Annotated in this window: 19 protein-coding genes; 14 read left to right on the forward strand and 5 right to left on the reverse strand. The window is 43.1% G+C overall.

Annotation, left to right across the window (positions count from 1 at the left end; genetic code table 11):
• Positions 1–52: 52 nt before the first annotated feature.
• From B4K11_RS04445 to B4K11_RS04455, 3 genes are all read right to left on the reverse strand, one after another.
• Positions 53–385, reverse strand: coding sequence for a DOPA 4,5-dioxygenase family protein (locus B4K11_RS04445; RefSeq protein ID WP_292952828.1), 333 nt, complete (start codon positions 383–385; stop codon positions 53–55).
• A 184-nt stretch (positions 386–569) separates the two neighbouring features.
• The gene (locus B4K11_RS04450; protein WP_292952831.1) at positions 570–1,283 is read right to left on the reverse strand and encodes a methyl-accepting chemotaxis protein; all 714 of its coding nucleotides are present in this window, start codon (positions 1,281–1,283) and stop codon (positions 570–572) included.
• Positions 1,284–1,321: 38 nt separating this feature from the next.
• Entirely contained in the window at positions 1,322–2,194 is an 873-nt protein-coding gene (locus B4K11_RS04455) for an MCP four helix bundle domain-containing protein (protein ID WP_292952834.1), read from the reverse strand.
• A gap of 403 nt (positions 2,195–2,597) precedes the next feature.
• Here B4K11_RS04455 and B4K11_RS04460 point away from each other — a divergent pair, with 403 nt between their 5' ends.
• A complete protein-coding gene (locus tag B4K11_RS04460) occupies positions 2,598–4,838 on the forward strand; it encodes an ABC transporter substrate-binding protein (protein WP_292959248.1) in 2,241 nt (746 codons plus the stop codon).
• A 105-nt stretch (positions 4,839–4,943) separates the two neighbouring features.
• Here B4K11_RS04460 and B4K11_RS04465 read toward each other — a convergent pair whose 3' ends face one another.
• Positions 4,944–6,047 carry a phosphoribosylaminoimidazolesuccinocarboxamide synthase gene (locus B4K11_RS04465; protein ID WP_292949617.1) on the reverse strand — a complete coding sequence of 368 codons (1,104 nt, stop codon included), beginning with the start codon at positions 6,045–6,047 and terminating at the stop codon, positions 4,944–4,946.
• A 95-nt stretch (positions 6,048–6,142) separates the two neighbouring features.
• Complete coding sequence (locus tag B4K11_RS04470; RefSeq protein ID WP_292949620.1) at positions 6,143–6,361, reverse strand: hypothetical protein; 219 nt, start codon at positions 6,359–6,361, stop codon at positions 6,143–6,145.
• 298 nt (positions 6,362–6,659) lie between these two features.
• On the opposite strand from B4K11_RS04470, the gene B4K11_RS04475 reads away from it, so the two are divergent.
• Genes B4K11_RS04475 through hypD form a run of 13 tightly spaced genes read left to right on the forward strand, consistent with a single transcriptional unit; the run spans position 6,660 to position 17,588 of the window.
• The gene (locus B4K11_RS04475; RefSeq protein WP_292949623.1) at positions 6,660–7,298 is read left to right on the forward strand and encodes a HyaD/HybD family hydrogenase maturation endopeptidase; all 639 of its coding nucleotides are present in this window, start codon (positions 6,660–6,662) and stop codon (positions 7,296–7,298) included.
• On the forward strand, positions 7,298–7,615 hold the full coding sequence (locus B4K11_RS04480; RefSeq protein WP_292949625.1) for a HypC/HybG/HupF family hydrogenase formation chaperone: 318 nt from the start codon (positions 7,298–7,300) through the stop codon (positions 7,613–7,615). The genes B4K11_RS04475 and B4K11_RS04480 overlap by 1 nt, the downstream gene beginning before the upstream one ends.
• Positions 7,616–7,627: 12 nt before the next feature.
• On the forward strand, positions 7,628–8,059 hold the full coding sequence (locus B4K11_RS04485) for a hypothetical protein (RefSeq protein WP_292949628.1): 432 nt from the start codon (positions 7,628–7,630) through the stop codon (positions 8,057–8,059).
• A 12-nt stretch (positions 8,060–8,071) separates the two neighbouring features.
• A complete protein-coding gene (locus B4K11_RS04490; protein WP_292949631.1) occupies positions 8,072–8,950 on the forward strand; it encodes a hydrogenase expression/formation protein in 879 nt (292 codons plus the stop codon).
• Positions 8,947–9,168, forward strand: coding sequence for a rubredoxin (locus B4K11_RS04495; protein WP_292949634.1), 222 nt, complete (start codon positions 8,947–8,949; stop codon positions 9,166–9,168). Before B4K11_RS04490 ends, B4K11_RS04495 begins: the two co-directional genes overlap by 4 nt.
• A gap of 3 nt (positions 9,169–9,171) precedes the next feature.
• The gene (gene hybE / locus B4K11_RS04500; protein WP_292949637.1) at positions 9,172–9,849 is read left to right on the forward strand and encodes a [NiFe]-hydrogenase assembly chaperone HybE; all 678 of its coding nucleotides are present in this window, start codon (positions 9,172–9,174) and stop codon (positions 9,847–9,849) included.
• The gene (locus B4K11_RS04505; RefSeq protein ID WP_292949640.1) at positions 9,850–11,010 is read left to right on the forward strand and encodes a hypothetical protein; all 1,161 of its coding nucleotides are present in this window, start codon (positions 9,850–9,852) and stop codon (positions 11,008–11,010) included.
• 2 nt (positions 11,011–11,012) lie between these two features.
• Positions 11,013–11,354 (forward strand): hydrogenase maturation nickel metallochaperone HypA, encoded by a 342-nt coding sequence (gene hypA, locus B4K11_RS04510; RefSeq protein ID WP_292949643.1) that lies wholly within the window; start codon positions 11,013–11,015, stop codon positions 11,352–11,354.
• Positions 11,355–11,356: 2 nt separating this feature from the next.
• On the forward strand, positions 11,357–12,301 hold the full coding sequence (gene hypB, locus B4K11_RS04515) for a hydrogenase nickel incorporation protein HypB (protein ID WP_292949646.1): 945 nt from the start codon (positions 11,357–11,359) through the stop codon (positions 12,299–12,301).
• Position 12,302: 1 nt separating this feature from the next.
• Entirely contained in the window at positions 12,303–13,757 is a 1,455-nt protein-coding gene (locus B4K11_RS04520) for a sigma-54-dependent transcriptional regulator (protein WP_292949649.1), read from the forward strand.
• 23 nt (positions 13,758–13,780) lie between these two features.
• Positions 13,781–16,195, forward strand: coding sequence for a carbamoyltransferase HypF (hypF, locus tag B4K11_RS04525; RefSeq protein WP_292959249.1), 2,415 nt, complete (start codon positions 13,781–13,783; stop codon positions 16,193–16,195).
• Positions 16,186–16,434, forward strand: a complete 249-nt coding sequence (locus tag B4K11_RS04530) for a HypC/HybG/HupF family hydrogenase formation chaperone (RefSeq protein WP_292949656.1) — start codon at positions 16,186–16,188, stop codon at positions 16,432–16,434. The genes hypF and B4K11_RS04530 overlap by 10 nt, the downstream gene beginning before the upstream one ends.
• A complete protein-coding gene (gene hypD, locus B4K11_RS04535; RefSeq protein ID WP_292949658.1) occupies positions 16,431–17,588 on the forward strand; it encodes a hydrogenase formation protein HypD in 1,158 nt (385 codons plus the stop codon). Before B4K11_RS04530 ends, hypD begins: the two co-directional genes overlap by 4 nt.
• Positions 17,589–17,596: the final 8 nt, after the last annotated feature.

Below are 17,596 nucleotides of genomic sequence, written 5' to 3' on the forward strand. Positions count from 1 at the left end.
TTCTGAGGCTTAGGGTTTCTGAGGTGTTGGTTTTCTGAGGCTAGGTGTAGATTTAACGCTTTCTTGTGAAGATAGATAAATCTAATGTGAAAGATTGCCCCAACCACATTGTATAGTCTTGATGGTCTTTAAGATCGTCATCAGTGACGGGGTGAATAAGTACATTTAACCCTTTACGATGAAAGTTTAGCCAAGGAATCAGAGTTGGAAACTCGCTAGCTTCAAATGCAAGTTGGCAGCTCCAGCAAGGGTGTGGTCCCACATTCTTTTTATGAAACCTGCCTCGCTTAATCGGAAAGAGTTTTTCTGCTTCAAGGCATAGGTTTTCTGCTTGAACATATGTTTCTTGATCAAAATAAATGTGAGCGTGATATTCAGAAAACACTATTTTATTCCCTTATCTGTATTTGTGAATTAAGTATAACCTTGCTGAGAAGCCCTTTGCTAAATAAAAGCCCTTTGCTAAGTGAAAGCTCAGCGGAGATAAAATTAAAAGGGTGGCTATAACGAATAATCTCCGGACTAAGCCGGAGATTATTGATAGATCTAACTAATTTAGTTAGAGCACACTATGTTTTGAACTGTTGGACTTTAGCGTTTAGATCGACGGCGAGTCTAGCGAGCTCATCACTTGCTGCAGATATCTGCACGGCACCATCGGATGATTCTTGCGACGCATCATTGATAGAGACAAGAGAACGATTGATCTCTTCCGCTACGCTGGTTTGTTCTTCGCTGGCGGAGGCAATATGGGTATTCATATCTGTGATCATGCCCACCGCTTCAGAAATACCTTGCAAGGCTTCACCGGCTTGTGATGCTTTTTCGCCTGTAAGCTCAGCTTCTTGTTGGCTTTTTTCCATTGCGGTGACTACTGAACGAGTACCTGACTGCAAGCGTTCGATAGCATTTTGAATTTCGGTGGTAGATTGTTGGGTTCTTTGTGCAAGTGTACGTACTTCATCAGCTACTACGGCAAACCCACGTCCTTGATCGCCGGCACGTGCTGCTTCAATTGCGGCGTTTAGAGCGAGTAGGTTAGTTTGTTCGGCGATATCATTAATCACGCCAATAACTGAACCTATGCTGTCACTGTCATTCTCTACGGCGCTGATACGCTCTGAAACTACTGCAACATTATTGACAAGGCTGTTTGTAGATGTGACAGCTGCAGAGACAATGTCATTACCTTGGCTGGCTTGATCCTGCATCAGCCTTGCTTGGCTATCTGCATGCTCAGCGTTAGTGGCTACATCTTGAGACGTCGAGACCATCTCATTCATTGCGCTTGCTACTTGCTCAATTTCCAGGCGCTGATTATTTATATTACCTGTAGCTTGGGAGCGGACATCTGTTCTGAAGCGGCTGCTAACTGTTGTGTTGCCCCGCTAATGTCATTTATCAATTTACGTTGATGGCTAATCATCTTGTTGAAGCTAGTGCTCATCGCGGCTAGCTCATCATTGCCTGCAGCATCAGCCGAAACGGTTAAGTCGGAGCTGGAAGCAACTGTATCCATCGCTTTGTTAAGCGCTTGTAGTGGCGTATTTATAGAGCTATATACCAGTTTACTGACCAATGCGAGTACTAAAATACTCAATACACCAAGACTTGCCATAATTATTAGAGCAGTCTTGTATACCTCTTTGATGGTCTCCCTTTCCTCACCCGCTACCCTTAATTGTAAACTGATTAATTCAGTAATCTTTTCACCGATAGGGTCGATCGTCTCGTAGAGAGGTCCATCAAAATCATTCAGCTGTCCAGTAATATAACCTGAGCTGAGCATACTAAGGCTTGCCTCAAGCTTATCGAGGGAATTATTGGCTGGAATAAAGCGTGCTTCAACCTCTTTGGTGAGTTGAGCTTCTTCTACTGTGTGAGTCGTCGCCATATATTCCCCCCACTTTTCTTCAACATCTTTACGCGCTTTACGAATTCCATTTAAGGCTTCAGAGCCTGTAATTAAACCAGCATTAGCTTTATTAACAGCATTGATAACAAAAACAGCGTAATCATCTGCTATTAGTTTTAGATCCTTTAATGGAACGACACGGTCATCGTATATGCGGCCCACGCCATCATCGGATTGCTTTAACTCATATTGCGATGTAGCAATGAGTATTAGAATGCTGATAATTGGTAAAAGTGAAATAAGTAATAACTTACTTTTTATCTTTAGTTTGTTTAACAATATTTGTTTACCCTTATCTTGCTTCTACAGATCGTAATGCCGAGAACAAATATTGTTCAGATCCTTGGCGTGCCTGATCAAGACATTCAGTAACCCCCGGTGTACTGACGTATTCCTTCACTTATAGATGTAGCGCGTGTGGCTTTAATTAAAACCTTTAATAAATAGGTTTTTAAAAGATAATTGATAATTCTGTTATTTATTGTATTGATTTGTTTAAAGTGCTTGTTTTTTAATCAATTAATGTCGCGTTTTGTTTTTTTTGAGTAATTCATAGTCTCACCTGATACGTCTTTAATCAATTAGTGACTATTTTTTATAGTAATCCCTTTATTCGTATTTCCCTCCTATGCATCCTGTTCTAGAATGAAAGTGTATGCTTTATTGTTTCAAGGATGTTCAAATGCGTGTAGTTCTTTGGGGCTGCTTTGTCTTTCTTTTTTGCCATTCTGTTTTTGCTAAAGATACGATCAGTCTCCAGTTACTGTGGAAGCATCAATTTCAATTTGCTGGTTACTATATGGCGATTGAAAAGGGTTTTTATAAGGATGAAGGGCTAGAGGTTGAACTGAAAGAATTTGAGAATGGTCTTGATCTTGTAGATGAAATTCTTGAAGGTCGAAGCCAGTTTGGTGTGGCTCGTACCTCGCTTCTTATTGATAAAAATGCCGGTGCGGATGTTGTTGCTCTCTTTGCCGCGTATCAACAATCCCCTTTAATGCTCCTGACGCGTAAAGATTCTGGGATACTACTCTCATCCGATCTTAAGGGCCGGGATATTATGATCACCAACGATGCCAAAAAGGTTGGTGAGATAATTGCGATGCTGTTGCAAGCGGGCATTACGGGTTCTGATTACAATCAACAATTGCATAGCTACAATATTCAAGATCTCATCGACGGTAAAACAGATGCGATGGCTTCTTATATTTCAAATGAGCCCTATCAGATGGAGCTGTTAGGCACAGAGTATAATGTTATCCACCCTAAAGATTATGGGTTTGATATGTACTCTGACATTCTGTTCTCCTCTAGAGATTTTATTAAACAAAACCCGGAGCTTACAGATAAGTTTTATCGAGCCTCTATTCGAGGGTGGTTGTATGCATTTGAGCATATAGATGAGACTGCTCAGGTTATTTTTGAAAAATATAACTCTCAAAATAAGACACTTGATGCGCTAGTTTTTGAGGGTGAGGAGCTGCGCAATTTAGCTTTTGATCGCGATGGGAACTTTGGAGCATTGTCGATTAATAAGTTTAATGAGATGGCACAAGTCTATCTCATTACCGGAAGTATATTTTTAGGCTATGATTTTTCTGATTTTATCTATCGGCCTCCTAATAATATCTACCGTTTGAGCCAAGCAGAACAAAATTACGTTGATCAAAACCCTGAAGTAAAAGTGTGCACCAACCCAGAATGGTATCCCTTTGAGTTTTACTCAGAAGGAAGGCATCAAGGTATGGTGGCTGATTATCTTCAGCTAGTGATGAGAGCTGTGCAGTTAAATTATGAGATTGTTCCGACGACGTCATGGCAGCAGTCATTGAAATATGTACGTAATGGCCACTGTGACATTTTAGCCGGGGATATGCAGACGGTCGGGCAAACTGAATATTTAGATTTCACTAAGCCGTATTTAAGTGTGCCAGCGGTCATTGCTATTTCAGCAGACAACCCGCGTAAGCGTGTTTCAGGGATGAAGTTAGGTGTTGTAGATAAATCCGCATTTCATGAGATCTTATCGACGCGTTACCCTAATATGCAAGTAGTGCCCGTGACTCATACCGTTGAAGGTTTGAGATTGTTGCAAGCGGGTGTAATTAATGGGTTTGTTGGGGCGGATGCTAATATAGCTCATGTGCTTAAGGATCTTAAAATTCCTGATATAGCGATTAGTGACGAGCTTAGTGATAGCTGGGATTTTAGTATTGCGGTTGTTAAAGATGCTCCTCATCTTGTGAATATTTTGAATAAATCGATTTCATTGATTACGCCTGAGCAGCATGAATCCATCTTTAAGCGTTGGGTTGTTATTGAATATAAGCATACAACGGATCATACCGTGCTTTGGATTGTTTTAAGTGTTGTAGGTCTGTTGGTAATTGCGGGTTTATATCGTTATCTAAGTATGCTTTCTTACAACAAAGTATTAAAAACTATCGCTGAGAAGGATGCCTTAACCGGGATTTTGAGTCGGCGTAAGTTACGTTCGGAGTTGGATGCTTTTGTTGAGTTGTCGCAAAGGCATAATTGGACACTTTCACTTCTGTTTTTTGATATTGATGATTTTAAAAAAATTAATGACAGTTTAGGGCATCAAGTAGGCGATAGGGTGCTGATCTCTTTATCAGAGTTGATTGCACATAAATCGAGAAAAACTGACCGTTTTGGGCGCTGGGGCGGAGAAGAGTTTCTATTCTTAATGCTTGAAACTGATCTGGATAGCGCACATAAGATAGCTGAAAAGTTTAGGTTGGAGATCTCGCAGCATGATTTTGGCCTAAATGCGGATGTCACTTGTAGTTTTGGTGTCGCTCAATATCAAAAAAATGAGAGCGTTGAGCATTGGGTGAGTCGAGCAGACAAGGCGATGTATCATGCCAAAAATGATGGTAAAAACTGCGTTAAAATTTGCTAATTGTCAATGCTGATGTTCTTGGTAATAGTTTTTGGTCAGACAATAAAAAAGCACCTATATGTTTAATATAAGGTGCTTTTTTTATCATGCTAGAGCATGGAAGTCTTAATCGATTAGGCCGTAATCACTACGTAGAATGTCGATTATTTCTGCTTTAGGGTTTTCTGATAACACTAAAGGTTCGCCGGTGATTTTCTCAGCGATATTAATATAAGTATCAGATACCTTTTGCAATAAGGCTTCTGGTAAAGCGTTATCTTTAGCTAAGGCACATCTCTCTTCCATACGTTCTTTATTTAAAAGAATATCTGGATCAGGGAAATGATTCAGTAGCTCTTGGCGGAATACTTCTTTCGAATTTTCAACAACTTTACCGTCACGGTAAGAAGGGCCGTCCCAAATACGTGAAGAATCAGGCGTACCGACTTCGTCCATGTAGATAAGTTTTTCATTACCTGCAGCATCAGTCACATAACCAAATTCAAATTTGGTATCAACGAATACTTGGTCAAGTTTTTCAAGCTCATCACTGATGACGTCAAAACCTTCTTTCAGTAGTTTTTCATACTGCTCGATGTCGTCTTTAGTGCGGAATTGAAAAGCTTCGAAGTTATTTGTGATGTCATCGCGTGTGATGTTTACATCGTCTACTTCAGGTACACCTGGAATGCCAGACAAAATACCTTTAGTTGACGGTGTAATCAGAAGTTCAGGAAGCTTCTGGTCTTTAGTTAGGTTATCTGCAATTTCGATTCCGCAGAACTCACGCTCGCCTTTAGCATAAGAACGCCACATTGAGCCTGTAATGTATTGGCGGCAGATCGCTTCAATCATTACGGGTTTAGCTTTCTGTACGATCCATACGAAGGGGTGTGGAATGTCTAGGATGTGGCTGTCTGCTAAATCGTTTTCACGGAATAGTTTAAACCAGTGGTTGGAAATAGCATTGAGAGCAGCCCCTTTTCCAGGAACACCATTCATTCCGCCTTCACCATGCCAGATGCATTCGAAAGCAGAGATGCGGTCACTGATAACCATGATTGCAAGGGGAGCGTCTGCAGCTACATCGTAGCCTTTCTCTTGGATTAGACGTTTGCTATCCGCATCGGTCAGCCAGTAAACAGAGCGAACTTTACCGCTATGAATAGGTTGTTCAGTACGAATAGGTAGATCGTTATTAACTGCCAATACTTTATCAGCAAGACTCATTGATATATGTCCTGTATCTGTTCTTCGAAATCAGTAAATTAAGGCTTTAAGTAATAAAGCCTGAGACAAAAAGGGTGTTACTTTTGAACTCGCTGTTAGCTGTAACGTTTAGCGTCACGCATGAGTGAGCTCAAATCTAAATCCTGCATACTTGCTAACGCTTCTAAATCGTTAGATGTCCTTGGAGGTAGCTTTTTGAGTCGTTCTCGTTCTGCTTTCCTTTGCTGGACTTTCTCTAGTAGCTTGCTCTGGATATTATCGAGCTGCTCTATGGATAGTGCTTCGAGACGACTGACTAGTTGATCTTCAGTCATATATATCTGTGTTACTCCGAAACAGCAATTAGTTACATCAAGGTATTATACCAGAACTGTATTATCTTCGATCAAGTAGCATTTTAAATTTAAATTTGGAAACTTTCCTTTCGGTTTTAGTTTAGGTTGGAATAATATTTTCCGATGTGTTGCTTTTTCACTGAGTAAAAAACTTATTCCTACTGGGCTGTAACCCCCTCTGTAACATGTGCTGGCTTAATTTCATCTATTTTTTAGATGGTTGGCATGTATTTTGTTTGTAGTAAATAAAAAATATAAAAATGACAGAGATGCTCCAATGGCAGATAAGCCTTTTAAGAGTAATAAAAAAGTCCTGATCTTAGGGATTGGGAATGTGCTGTGGGCTGATGAAGGCTTCGGTGTGCGTTGTGTTGAAGCGCTGAATGAACAGTATCAGTTTGAAGATAACGTACGGCTCATGGACGGAGGCACGCAGGGCATTTACCTTGTGCAACATGTACAAGAGGCGGATGTATTAGTTGTATTTGATGCAATTGATTATGGCCTTAAACCCGGCACATTAAAGAAAATTTACGACGACCAAGTGCCTAAATTCATGGGCGCTAAGCAGATGAGTCTGCATCAAACCGGTTTCCAAGAAGTGCTAGCAATGGCGGAGTTTACTGGGAACTATCCTGAATCATTATTGTTGATTGGCTGCCAGCCCGTAGAGCTTGAAGACTTCGGCGGTAGCTTACGTGAGCCGGTTCGGGCTCAAATTTCCCCTTCAGTAGATATTGCGCTGGAATACTTAGCGAAATTTGGTGTGACTCCCACCTTAAATAAAGGCTCAAGCGAAGGCCTTTCTCCTGAGGAACTTACTATGCAATGTTACGAATCAGGCAGGCCTTCCGAGGGGGATGCATTTCGAAAAGGCGATCCCCGCTTTATGAATAAAAGCGAGGGGACTGACTAGTGTGTCTAGGTCTTCCTATGTTGGTCAAAAGCCATGAAGGGAATGTAGCGCAATGTTCGGTTAATACATCTCCTGATACTCCTTTAGAAACAGTTGATCTATCTTTGGTTGGGCCGCAGAAAACCGGGACTTGGGTTCTCGTGTTTTTGGGCGCCGCTCGAGAGGTGATTACTGTGGAAAGGGCTGAGCAAATTAGGAATGCGCTAACTGCAATTGAGGCTGTTATGAATGGTAATGAGATTGATGTAAACGATCTTTTTTCGGATTTGGTTGGGGAGGAGCCTCAGCTTCCTTCTCATTTACAGAATAATAATTAAAGGTTCCTATCTATGCCGTCGCCGCTTATTAACCGTCTTGTGGATGAACTGAATTATCCATTATTAAACCATGAAAATTTTGATTCATTTATAGAAGAGAATGAATACAGCGTTCTTTTTTGTACGGAACAACCAAATCGCTTTCCTGAAAGTAATGATGTCGCGGTAATTTTACCTGAGCTTGTGAATAGCTTTCCTCAATTAAAACCAGCCGTTATTGATACCGCTTTCGAGAAAAAAGTTCAGGGGCGCTATAACTTCAATGTGTGGCCAAGCTTGGTTTTTTTGAAAGAGGGGCGTTATTTAGGAACGATCAGTAAAGTTCAAGATTGGGGAGTATATCGAATGGAGATAGAAAGTATTTTATCTTTGGAACCCCGAAGAGACCCGGGGATCGGAATTCCCGTGGTGGTTAATCCTACGTCATCTGCTTGCGGTCAATAAGAGGATTTAAAGATGGAAAATAATGGAATTCCCCTCGTTAATGTACCTATGGGACCCGGTAGCCAAGATGAAGGCGATATGGTTCTAGATTACATGAAGATGCCATCTGAGATGGCGAGCTATGATATCCCCATTTTGCCAGAGGCTGAAACGGTTGCTGAATATCCTCAAGCTATTGCGTTAATGGACGTGTTACAACGTTCTTTGGATAGTTATCAGGTCGGGAGCGAAACACATAAGATTACGTTGAATGCATTGGGCGAAGGTGATCTGGAAATTATGAATCAGATTCTAGGTGAAGGAGAAGTGAGTATCTCTATCGCTGGAATCCAACCGGTTAAAACCCAAGAAACGGTTTTGGCAGGTGTGTGGCGCTTAAGACGCTTTTCTGAATCAGGTGAATTGATCGATGACATTATTGAGATTGCTGATGTGCCTCAGTTGGCGAGTTTAAATGCGTTTAGTACTCAGCATGAATTGAAGTTTGATGCTGATAATATTCCCGCTGGCGTCCTAAATGCGCCTTCTGTTTTAGTAGAAATTCAGGAAGCCTCTGCACAATACCGGCAGGCTCAGATGGAAGGCGTTGCCATAGAGTTTGCTCATGTCATTAATCTATCTCTGCTGCCATTTTCTCCGCAGGACCATGCTTTCCTATCGCAAGTGACAGGAACCGGACCTGTGACCATCTTATCTCGAGGTTATGGAAACTGCCGTATCACATCGACTCAGATCGAGGGGTTATGGCGGGTTCAGTACTTCAATAGCACAGATCAATTGATCCTCGATACATTAGAAATTACAGAGATGCCGCTGGTTGCTTGTGCTGCTCAGGAAGACTTAGATGATTCATCTGAGCGTTTGAAAGAGATTCGAGAGGTGCTCATATGAGCTATCAAGGTTTTGAGGGTAGCTACCTAGGCGATCAAAGCCGTGTGCAAGATGATGCGCGTTTGGAGTGCAAAATCTGTTGGCATGTCTATGACCCTCAAGAGGGGGACAGTATATGGCAGGTTGCGGCAGGAACCCCTTTTAGTCAGCTCCCTGAGCATTGGCGTTGTCCTGAATGTGACGGTGAAAAAGATCAGTTTATGGTCTTGGAAGGTTAGATCATGGTAAACGCAGAGCAAATTAAGCAGCATTTTAATGAAGTCGCACAGAAAATGTCTGACTTGCCTGTGTTTAATTCACACTTGTCTGTCGAGTGTGTTGGTTTTGAATCTCCATCAGCAGCGGAGCGAGAGGGTTATACTATGGGGGTTTTAGTGACGCCGTGGTGTATGAACTTAATGCTGCTTCCGACTAGTCCAACGTCGCGTTATGGCGATGATGGTAGGGGAGCGCTTATAGGTGATAAGCAACTAATCACAATGCCTTCAGGGGTGTATGAATTTATTTCTGCTGATAATGGAGCGCTAGGTCGTTACTTAAGTTGTTCGTTGTTTTCCCCTATGTTCGAATTTTCTGATCAAAAACATGCGGTTGAAACGGCCCAGGCCGCATTGGAAGCCGTTAAGAGTGATCAGAATCAAAGTTTGACTGACCTGCAGCGTGCTAAAAAAGAGTTAGCTAACGGGGAATGCAGTAGAGAGCAGCGCAATCACCTTTCTTTATCTAATAGCGGACATAAGGCCGAGGTCGTTGAGAGCCGGCCAACACTTTCACAAGCTGATCAGCAGACAAATCAATCAGATATAGCAATTAGTAATGGTGAAATAGATAAACCAAAAAAACAATTAAGTCGTCGGGGCTTTTTAACTGCGGGTTTATCTAAGAGGACAGGTGCCTAAATGGTCGTTGAGGCTCACGCAAGCTCCCTTACCCATATAGCGGGGCGCTTGAATATTATAGTGAAGTACGATGGCCAAAAAATTCTGGCGGTTCTCATTAATTCGACACGGCCTAAGTTACTGACTCGTTTACTTGAAGGCAAAAGACCTGAAGAGGCCTTCAATTTAATACCTCTAATTTTTTCGTTATGCGGAACGGCTCAGACAGTCGCTGGCGCGATGGCGATTGAGTCACTACGCGGGGTTAAGGTTTGTAAAGAGGTAGAGATCGCAAGGTCTGTTTTAATTTATCTGGAAACGGCTAAAGAGCTTTGCTTACGTTTATCTAAAGATTGGTTGGAAAATGCCCCTCTGATTGATGTTTATGACGTTATGACATGTTACCGCTCTGCATTGAGTCAGCTTGGATTCTCCCTTGATTTGCAAACTGATACGAGTAACGCCCAAGCAGAATTTAACTATGCGGAGCTGCTGTATTCGTTAGAAAAGCTGTTGCTGCCGTTAACAAGTTTTTGTGAAAAATCAACGAGTGTTGAACGCGGTATTACGCCATTTTCACAGTTGGTTGATAACCTTAATGCACAATTTGAAGGAGTTGAACTTGGGCCGTCAGCACCGGCTTTAAATCTTACTGCTGAGTATTTGGAGCAAAAATTTGAAAGTGATGATGTTGCCGCTGTTTTTTGTTCTCGGCCAACGATAGAAACGAATGGCGGATCTATGTGTGCTGAAACCGGTGTTTGGGCTCGGCATGCTGACAATAAGCTGATCCTTCAGGCTGAAGCTGAGGGATCACATCAGCTTACTTTGAGGTTTCTTGCTTTGGTTTATGAGTTGGCAAGTATTCCAGCCAAGATTAGAGAGATAATAAATAGTGAGACTGGTAGATTAGGTGTTACAGCTTCAGAAGGTTTAGCGACTGTGAATACGGCCCGGGGTTTGTTAGTTCACAAAGTCACGTTGGAGAATGTAAACGGTGATGAGCGCATTAATAAGTATCATATCATTGCCCCAACTGAGTGGAACTTTCATCCTGAAGGGAGTTTGATTTCTATACTTCAAGGGGTGGTGGTATCAAGAGAAAATTTAATGCCCTTACTGGATAAATTGATTTTGGCAATTGACCCTTGTGTTGCCTATGACATTAAAATAGAAGAATAAAAATGCATGAAATGTCTATAGCAGAAGGCATCGTACAGGTGCTAGAAGACCAAGCCAGAGAACAATCCTATACAAAAGTGAAAACTGTTTGGTTAGAGATTGGCCCCTTGGCAATGATTGAATCAGAAGCGTTACGTTTCTGTTTTGAGGCAGTAACCCGAGATACTTTAGCTGATGGTGCTACTTTAAAAATAATAAATATAAAAGGCGAAGCGTTTTGTATGCAATGCCTAAAAAATGTCCCTATCACGCAACGTTATGACAGTTGTGTTGAGTGTGGGAGTCATCATTTACAGGTGACTCAAGGGGACGAGATGAGAATAAAAGAGCTGGAGGTCGATTAGTTATGTGTACGGTTTGTGGATGTAGTGAAGGTAATATAAAAATAGAAGGCTCAGAGAAAAATGAGCACTCACACACTCATGACGTGTCAGCAGAAAAGCATGTTCATCGCCATGATCATGCTTCGAAAGGTCATTCTGAAGAGCCAAATGTAGCGGTTCAAACGGGAGATGATCTACATTTCGGCAAAGGTCCCGCTCATGCTCATGTAGCAGGAATGAGCCAGAGTCGGATGGTACAGATAGAGCAAGATATTTTAGGTAAAAATGATCGCTATGCGAGCTTGAATAGGACTCGATTCCAAGCTCAGAGTATTTTTGTGCTGAATTTAGTCTCTAGCCCAGGTTCAGGCAAAACAACCCTACTGACGGAAACCATTAAACAGCTTCAAGAACAGCATAAAGAAGCGGTAAATATGGCTGTAATCGAGGGTGATCAACAAACCGCTAATGATGCTGATCGCATTCGTGAAACGGGTGTGCCGGCAATACAGGTTAATACAGGAAAAGGCTGTCATCTAGATGCACATATGGTCGGCCATGCGCTGGATAATTTACCTGAGCTACAAGGTGGTCATCTTTTTATTGAGAATGTTGGTAACTTAGTTTGTCCTGCTGCTTTTGATCTGGGTGAAGCGCATAAAATTGCTATTCTTTCGGTGACTGAAGGCGAAGATAAACCATTGAAATACCCAGATATGTTTTATGCAGCAGATCTGATGATTTTGAATAAAACAGATCTTCTACCCCACTTAGATTTTGATGTGGCTAAATGTATCTCTTACGCTAGGCAGGTGAATCCAGATATTAAGGTTTTGCAGCTATCGGCCAAAAGTGGCGAGGGTATGGCCGAATGGATTGAATGGCTGGAGAGCAATCGAAAGGGGATGATTCATAGCCGTATCGATAAACTCCAATCGGAGATAAATCAGTTTAAGGCGTTGCTTTAATATGCAGATACTTAAACGCCCAACGGTCCTATGTGTTGATGATGAAATTCGCTCTTTAGAAACATTAGAGCGAACCTTAGATGAGGACTTTGATGTTCTCACGGCCTCTAATGCTGATCAGGCGATGGAGCTCTTAGAGGTCAATGAAGTTCATGCCATATTATGTGATCAAAGAATGCCTGGAAAAACAGGTGTGGAATTTCTCACAGAGGTGAGGCAGCGTTGGCCTCAAACGGCGCGCCTAATCTTATCTGGTTATACAGATTCTGAGGATATTATCCGTGGTTTAAATGAAGCGGGAATCCTTCAGTATATTACTAAGCCTTGGCATCCGGACAATTTATTGTTGATTATGCGTGGCGCATGTCGCTTGTATGAGCTGCAAAATGAGAATGAGCTGCTTGCGATGGAGATGCGCCTGACAGAAGATCAGGCAGAGAAAAATATCTCTCAGAAAAAACAGCGCCTTCAACAAAGCTTTCAGTTAGATGAAATTCGTCGTCATAAACACAGCCCTTTAAATGATTTATGCGAGCAGACCGCCAAGATTGCACCCTATGATGTTTCTGTTTTAGTTACAGGTCCATCGGGTGCGGGTAAAGAGTTGTTTGCACGTGCTCTACATTACAATAGCTGTCGGGCCGATAGGCATTTTGTTGTCGAAAACTGCGGAGCTATGCCGGATGAGTTGCTGGCATCTGAACTCTTTGGTCATAAAAAGGGCTCATTTACCGGTGCGATTTCAGATCATGTTGGCCTATTTGAACAGGCTGACGGTGGTACCATTTTCTTAGATGAAATTGGCGAAATTAGTCCCTCATTTCAAGTGAAATTGTTGCGTGTGCTTCAGGAACGTGAAGTTCGCCGCTTAGGAGAACACCAGCGTAGAGCGGTGAACGTACGTGTCGTTGCTTCTACAAATCGAGACCTTGAGGAAGAGGTAAGAGCCGGGCGTTTTCGCCAAGATCTTTATTTTCGTTTAGCTGAAGTGACTTTAGAGCTTCCCGCTCTTGAAAAAAGAGCGGTCGATATACCGGTATTAGCGGAAGGTTTTTTAGAAAAGGCGGTCGCCGAATTCGATAAACCGGTTAAAGGTTTTACTGAGGAGGCTTTAGGCTGCATGAGTCGTTACTGCTGGCCAGGGAATGTAAGGGAGTTACAGAACGAAGTTAGACGGATGTTGGTGTTATCAACGGAAGACCGGTTATCAGCGGATCTACTTAGCCCTAGGGTCTTAAGGGCTGCACCGATTGAAGAGACTGCAGAAACAGAAGTGCTGGCATGTTTAGATGGAACCTTAAAGGAGCGTATCGAGGGGTTAGAAAAACGAATATTACGTGAAACGCTTATTCGTCACCGTTGGAATAAAAGCCAAGCATCGCGGGAGTTGGGTTTATCTCGTGTAGGGTTGCGTTCAAAGCTTGAGCGCTATGGTTTAAATAAGGACTTCCATTAATTCGATGCAGGTAGTGTAGGGTTATGGCTGTGACTGCGATGAGTATTCGTATAACCGGGCAAGTTCAGGGGGTCGGCTTCCGTCCTTTTGTTTATAACCTTGCAGGGCGTTTGTCGGTCTGCGGATTTGTACGAAATGATCCCCAGGGTGTGTTTATCCATGCTCAGGCAGAGTCTTCGGTTTTACAGCAGTTTAAAGAGCGGCTGCTTCATGAACAGCCTTCAATGTCATTGATTGAAGGATTAAAAGCCGAACCGGCAGACGTAGAGTTAAAATACACCGCTTTTACTATTGCTGTGAGTGAGGCTGGAGAAGTGCAACAGGGTGTCACGCCCGATGCCAGTGTATGCCAAGCCTGTTTAGCGGAACTGTTTGATCCTAAGGACCGACGCTACAAATATCCATTTATTAATTGCACAAACTGCGGCCCTCGATACAGCTTAATAACGGCTTTGCCGTACGATCGTGCCCACACCACCATGCGAGTATTTGCCCAGTGTCAGCTATGTTCGGATGAGTACAACACTTCATCTAATCGCCGTTTTCATGCGCAGCCAAATGCTTGTGCGGAGTGTGGCCCATCTTTATCGTTTCACAATCATGCAGGGGAGCAAATCCTTTCATGTGATCCTATAGCTGAAACCCTTGCACTGATTCAGCAGGGTGGGGTCATGGCTGTTAAAGGAATTGGAGGTTTTCACCTTGTTTGTGATGCTCGCAATGATGAAGCCATAAAGCGCTTACGTGAATTGAAACATCGAGAGGCTAAGCCGTTTGCAGTTATGGCGGCTAATCCTGATTCATTAAACTCAGTTGTGAGAGTGACTCCGCAGATTAAACAGCGTTTGCAGGGTATGGATGCGCCTATAGTGCTGTGCCCTCGTACCTACTTAGAGGATGGAGAAGGATTACCCGACGCTATAGCACCTGGATTAGCTTGGTTAGGTGTTATGTTACCTCACTCTCCAATCCACTATTTACTGTTTCATAAAGCCGCTGGTGAACCTGCTGGTAGCTCATGGTTGGATGAGCCTCAGGATCTACTCTTGGTTATGACTAGCGCTAATCGTAGCGGAAACCCGTTAGTGTTTGAGAATCCTCTAGCATTTAAGCAACTGGCCGGAATTGCAGATGGTTTTTTAGTTCACGATAGAGATATCCAGACGCGCAGTGATGACTCCGTTATCAGTGCTATGGGGAGCGAGCAGTCGATTGTAAGGCGGGGACGGGGCTTATCACCTCAGTTTATACCGTTATCTTCTGGTTTTGAGCAGTTGAATAAATCGGTGCTTTCAGTTGGCGCATTTTATAAAAATACAGTCTGTCTGACTAAAGGTAGTCGAGCTTATGTGTCGCAATATATAGGGGATTTAGATAATCCAGATTGCTGCAGGGCACTAAATGAAACAGTTGAACAACTGAAATCCCTACTCGATATTGAGCCAGAGCTGGTTGTGTCAGACCAGCACCCGGATTTCTATAGCTCACAGTTTGCTGAGCGCTATAGTCAACAGCAGGGTATACCTTGGCTTCAAGTTCAACATCATCATGCACATATAGCGGCGGTTGTGGCTGAACATCAGATCAGAGAACCGGTCTTAGGTTTAGCACTTGATGGACTTGGGCTGGGTGATAATGGAGAGCTATGGGGGGGCGAGCTACTTTTTGCCCATGAGGGGCAATTTGAACGTATCGCTCACCTATCTCCTTTAGTGATGCCCGGGGCAGAGCAAGCGTCTAAAGCGCCTTGGCGCATGGCCGCTGGTGCTTTGTTTAAGCTTGGTCAAGCTGATTGTGTTTCACAGCGCTTTTCTGAGCAGCCCGGAGTTAATGTGGTTGAGCAGCTATTGCTCAAACAGCTTAACTGTCCAGAAACAACCAGCGCGGGGCGTTTATTTGATACGGTCGCGGGGTTATTGGGTGTGAGCAATCTAAATCAATATGAAGCCCAAGCGGCAATGCTGCTTGAGTCGTTAGCTTATAACTATTTACAAAATCATGACTGGCCTACCGAGTTACCTCTTATTGAAGTTGATGAAAATGGCGATCTAAATTGCCTCTCTTTACTTGATCGCCTCTCAAACTGTTCTGACTCTGCTTATGGTGCTGCGCTGTTCCATCAACAGTTTATTCAAGGCTTAGTTCAGTGGGTAGGTCAACACAGTGAAGTCAGGGGTATTAAAAGAATCGTGCTATCAGGTGGCTGTTTTTTAAATAAGTTGTTGCTAACGGAAGTGAAGTCCCGTTTACAAAAAGAGGAGCTTGATGTTTTTCTTGCAGTGAAAATGCCTTGTAACGATGGTGCAATTTCCCTAGGTCAGGCCCAGATAGCATTAGAAATCGAGTATCAAAAATTCCTACAAAAACAACAAGCTGGATCAGCGCTGAAACATGATCGATATGACGCTTTTTCAGAGGAGAAAAAATTATGTGTTTAGCGATCCCTGTGCGTATAGAGGAAGTTCTGGGAGCTGAAACCGCTATAGCTGATATAGGCGGGGTACGAAAAGAGATCAATGTCGCGCTTATCAGTGATTTAGCTGTAGGGGATTACGTTATTATGCACGTAGGGTATGCGCTAAATAAAATTGATCCACAAGAAGCTGAGCGCACACTTGCTCTATTTGCCGAGCTGGATGAATTAGACCAGAAAGCCTCTATTGAGGCCACGCAATGAAATATGTGAATGAATATCGTGATGGGGCGTTAGCGAAAGAGATTGCGGATAAAATTCGTCAAGAGGTTAATCCTGATCGCGAATATAACTTTATGGAATTTTGCGGCGGTCATACCCATGCTATTTTTCGCTATGGAATCCCTGACCTGCTGCCCGCAAATGTAAACATGATTCATGGCCCGGGATGCCCGGTCTGTGTTTTGCCTATCCCTCGTCTTGATGCGGCTATTGAATTAGCGGTGACCCATAAGGTTATTCTCTGCTCATATGGTGACATGCTGCGTGTACCCGGATCGCGCAAGCGTAGTCTGTTAAAGGCTAAAGCCGAAGGGGCAGATGTTCGAATGGTTTACTCCTGTATGGATGCTCTGCGCATAGCGCAAGAGAATCCTGATCAGGAGGTGGTTTTTTTCGCTATTGGTTTTGAAACGACTACTCCACCTACCGCGTTAGTTATAGAGCAGGCACTGAAGTTAGGCCTGAAAAACTTCACCGTTTATTGCAATCATGTTCTGACTCCCGCTGCGATCAGTAACATCCTTGAGTCACCAGAAGTGCGTGAACTGGGGGTTCTGCCGTTAGATGGTTTTGTTGGGCCCGCTCATGTGAGTACAGTGATTGGCTCCCAGCCCTATTACTATTTTGCAGAAGAGTACCAAAAACCGGTTGTTATAGCGGGTTTCGAACCTTTGGATGTTTTACAAGCGATCTTAATGCTTGTGCGGCAGATTAATGAAGGTCGTGCTGAAGTAGAGAATGAGTTTGCCCGTGCAGTGACCTATGAAGGTAATCCTCGCGCGAAGCAAGTAGTTGCAGATACCTTCGAGTTACGCCGTTCTTTTGAGTGGAGGGGATTGGGAGTTGTTCCTTATAGCGCCCTCAAAATTAAGCAGAAGTACGCTCAGTTTGATGCGGAAAAACGCTTCACCGTTGATTACCGAAGTACTCGCGAAAACAAATCTTGTGAATGTGGGGCTATCTTACGTGGGGTAAAATCCCCTCGGGATTGCACTCTCTTTGGTGATCCTTGTACCCCTGAAAACCCATTAGGCTCCTGCATGGTTTCTAGTGAGGGGGCTTGCGCAGCCTATTATAGTTACGGTCGTTATCAAGATCGTACTTTTGCTTCTGATAAATCACACCCTGCTGCTTGAACTCGAGA

This window comes from Neptuniibacter sp. UBA6509 (assembly GCA_002435145.1).
Lineage (GTDB): Bacteria > Pseudomonadota > Gammaproteobacteria > Pseudomonadales > Balneatricaceae > Neptuniibacter.

What these genes read in the sequence shown, in the direction of transcription:
- B4K11_RS04450 (WP_292952831.1), bottom strand. Translation starts at nt 1,283, where the DNA reads ATGAATGAGATGGTCTCGACGTCTCAAGATGTAGCCACTAACGCTGAG.
- B4K11_RS04460 (WP_292959248.1), top strand. Translation starts at nt 2,598, where the DNA reads ATGCGTGTAGTTCTTTGGGGCTGCTTTGTCTTTCTTTTTTGCCATTCT.
- B4K11_RS04465 (WP_292949617.1), bottom strand. Translation starts at nt 6,047, where the DNA reads ATGAGTCTTGCTGATAAAGTATTGGCAGTTAATAACGATCTACCTATT.
- B4K11_RS04470 (WP_292949620.1), bottom strand. Translation starts at nt 6,361, where the DNA reads ATGACTGAAGATCAACTAGTCAGTCGTCTCGAAGCACTATCCATAGAG.
- B4K11_RS04475 (WP_292949623.1), top strand. Translation starts at nt 6,660, where the DNA reads ATGGCAGATAAGCCTTTTAAGAGTAATAAAAAAGTCCTGATCTTAGGG.
- B4K11_RS04485 (WP_292949628.1), top strand. Translation starts at nt 7,628, where the DNA reads ATGCCGTCGCCGCTTATTAACCGTCTTGTGGATGAACTGAATTATCCA.
- B4K11_RS04490 (WP_292949631.1), top strand. Translation starts at nt 8,072, where the DNA reads ATGGAAAATAATGGAATTCCCCTCGTTAATGTACCTATGGGACCCGGT.
- B4K11_RS04495 (WP_292949634.1), top strand. Translation starts at nt 8,947, where the DNA reads ATGAGCTATCAAGGTTTTGAGGGTAGCTACCTAGGCGATCAAAGCCGT.
- hybE (WP_292949637.1), top strand. Translation starts at nt 9,172, where the DNA reads ATGGTAAACGCAGAGCAAATTAAGCAGCATTTTAATGAAGTCGCACAG.
- B4K11_RS04505 (WP_292949640.1), top strand. Translation starts at nt 9,850, where the DNA reads ATGGTCGTTGAGGCTCACGCAAGCTCCCTTACCCATATAGCGGGGCGC.
- hypA (WP_292949643.1), top strand. Translation starts at nt 11,013, where the DNA reads ATGCATGAAATGTCTATAGCAGAAGGCATCGTACAGGTGCTAGAAGAC.
- hypB (WP_292949646.1), top strand. Translation starts at nt 11,357, where the DNA reads ATGTGTACGGTTTGTGGATGTAGTGAAGGTAATATAAAAATAGAAGGC.
- B4K11_RS04520 (WP_292949649.1), top strand. Translation starts at nt 12,303, where the DNA reads ATGCAGATACTTAAACGCCCAACGGTCCTATGTGTTGATGATGAAATT.
- hypF (WP_292959249.1), top strand. Translation starts at nt 13,781, where the DNA reads ATGGCTGTGACTGCGATGAGTATTCGTATAACCGGGCAAGTTCAGGGG.
- B4K11_RS04530 (WP_292949656.1), top strand. Translation starts at nt 16,186, where the DNA reads ATGTGTTTAGCGATCCCTGTGCGTATAGAGGAAGTTCTGGGAGCTGAA.
- hypD (WP_292949658.1), top strand. Translation starts at nt 16,431, where the DNA reads ATGAAATATGTGAATGAATATCGTGATGGGGCGTTAGCGAAAGAGATT.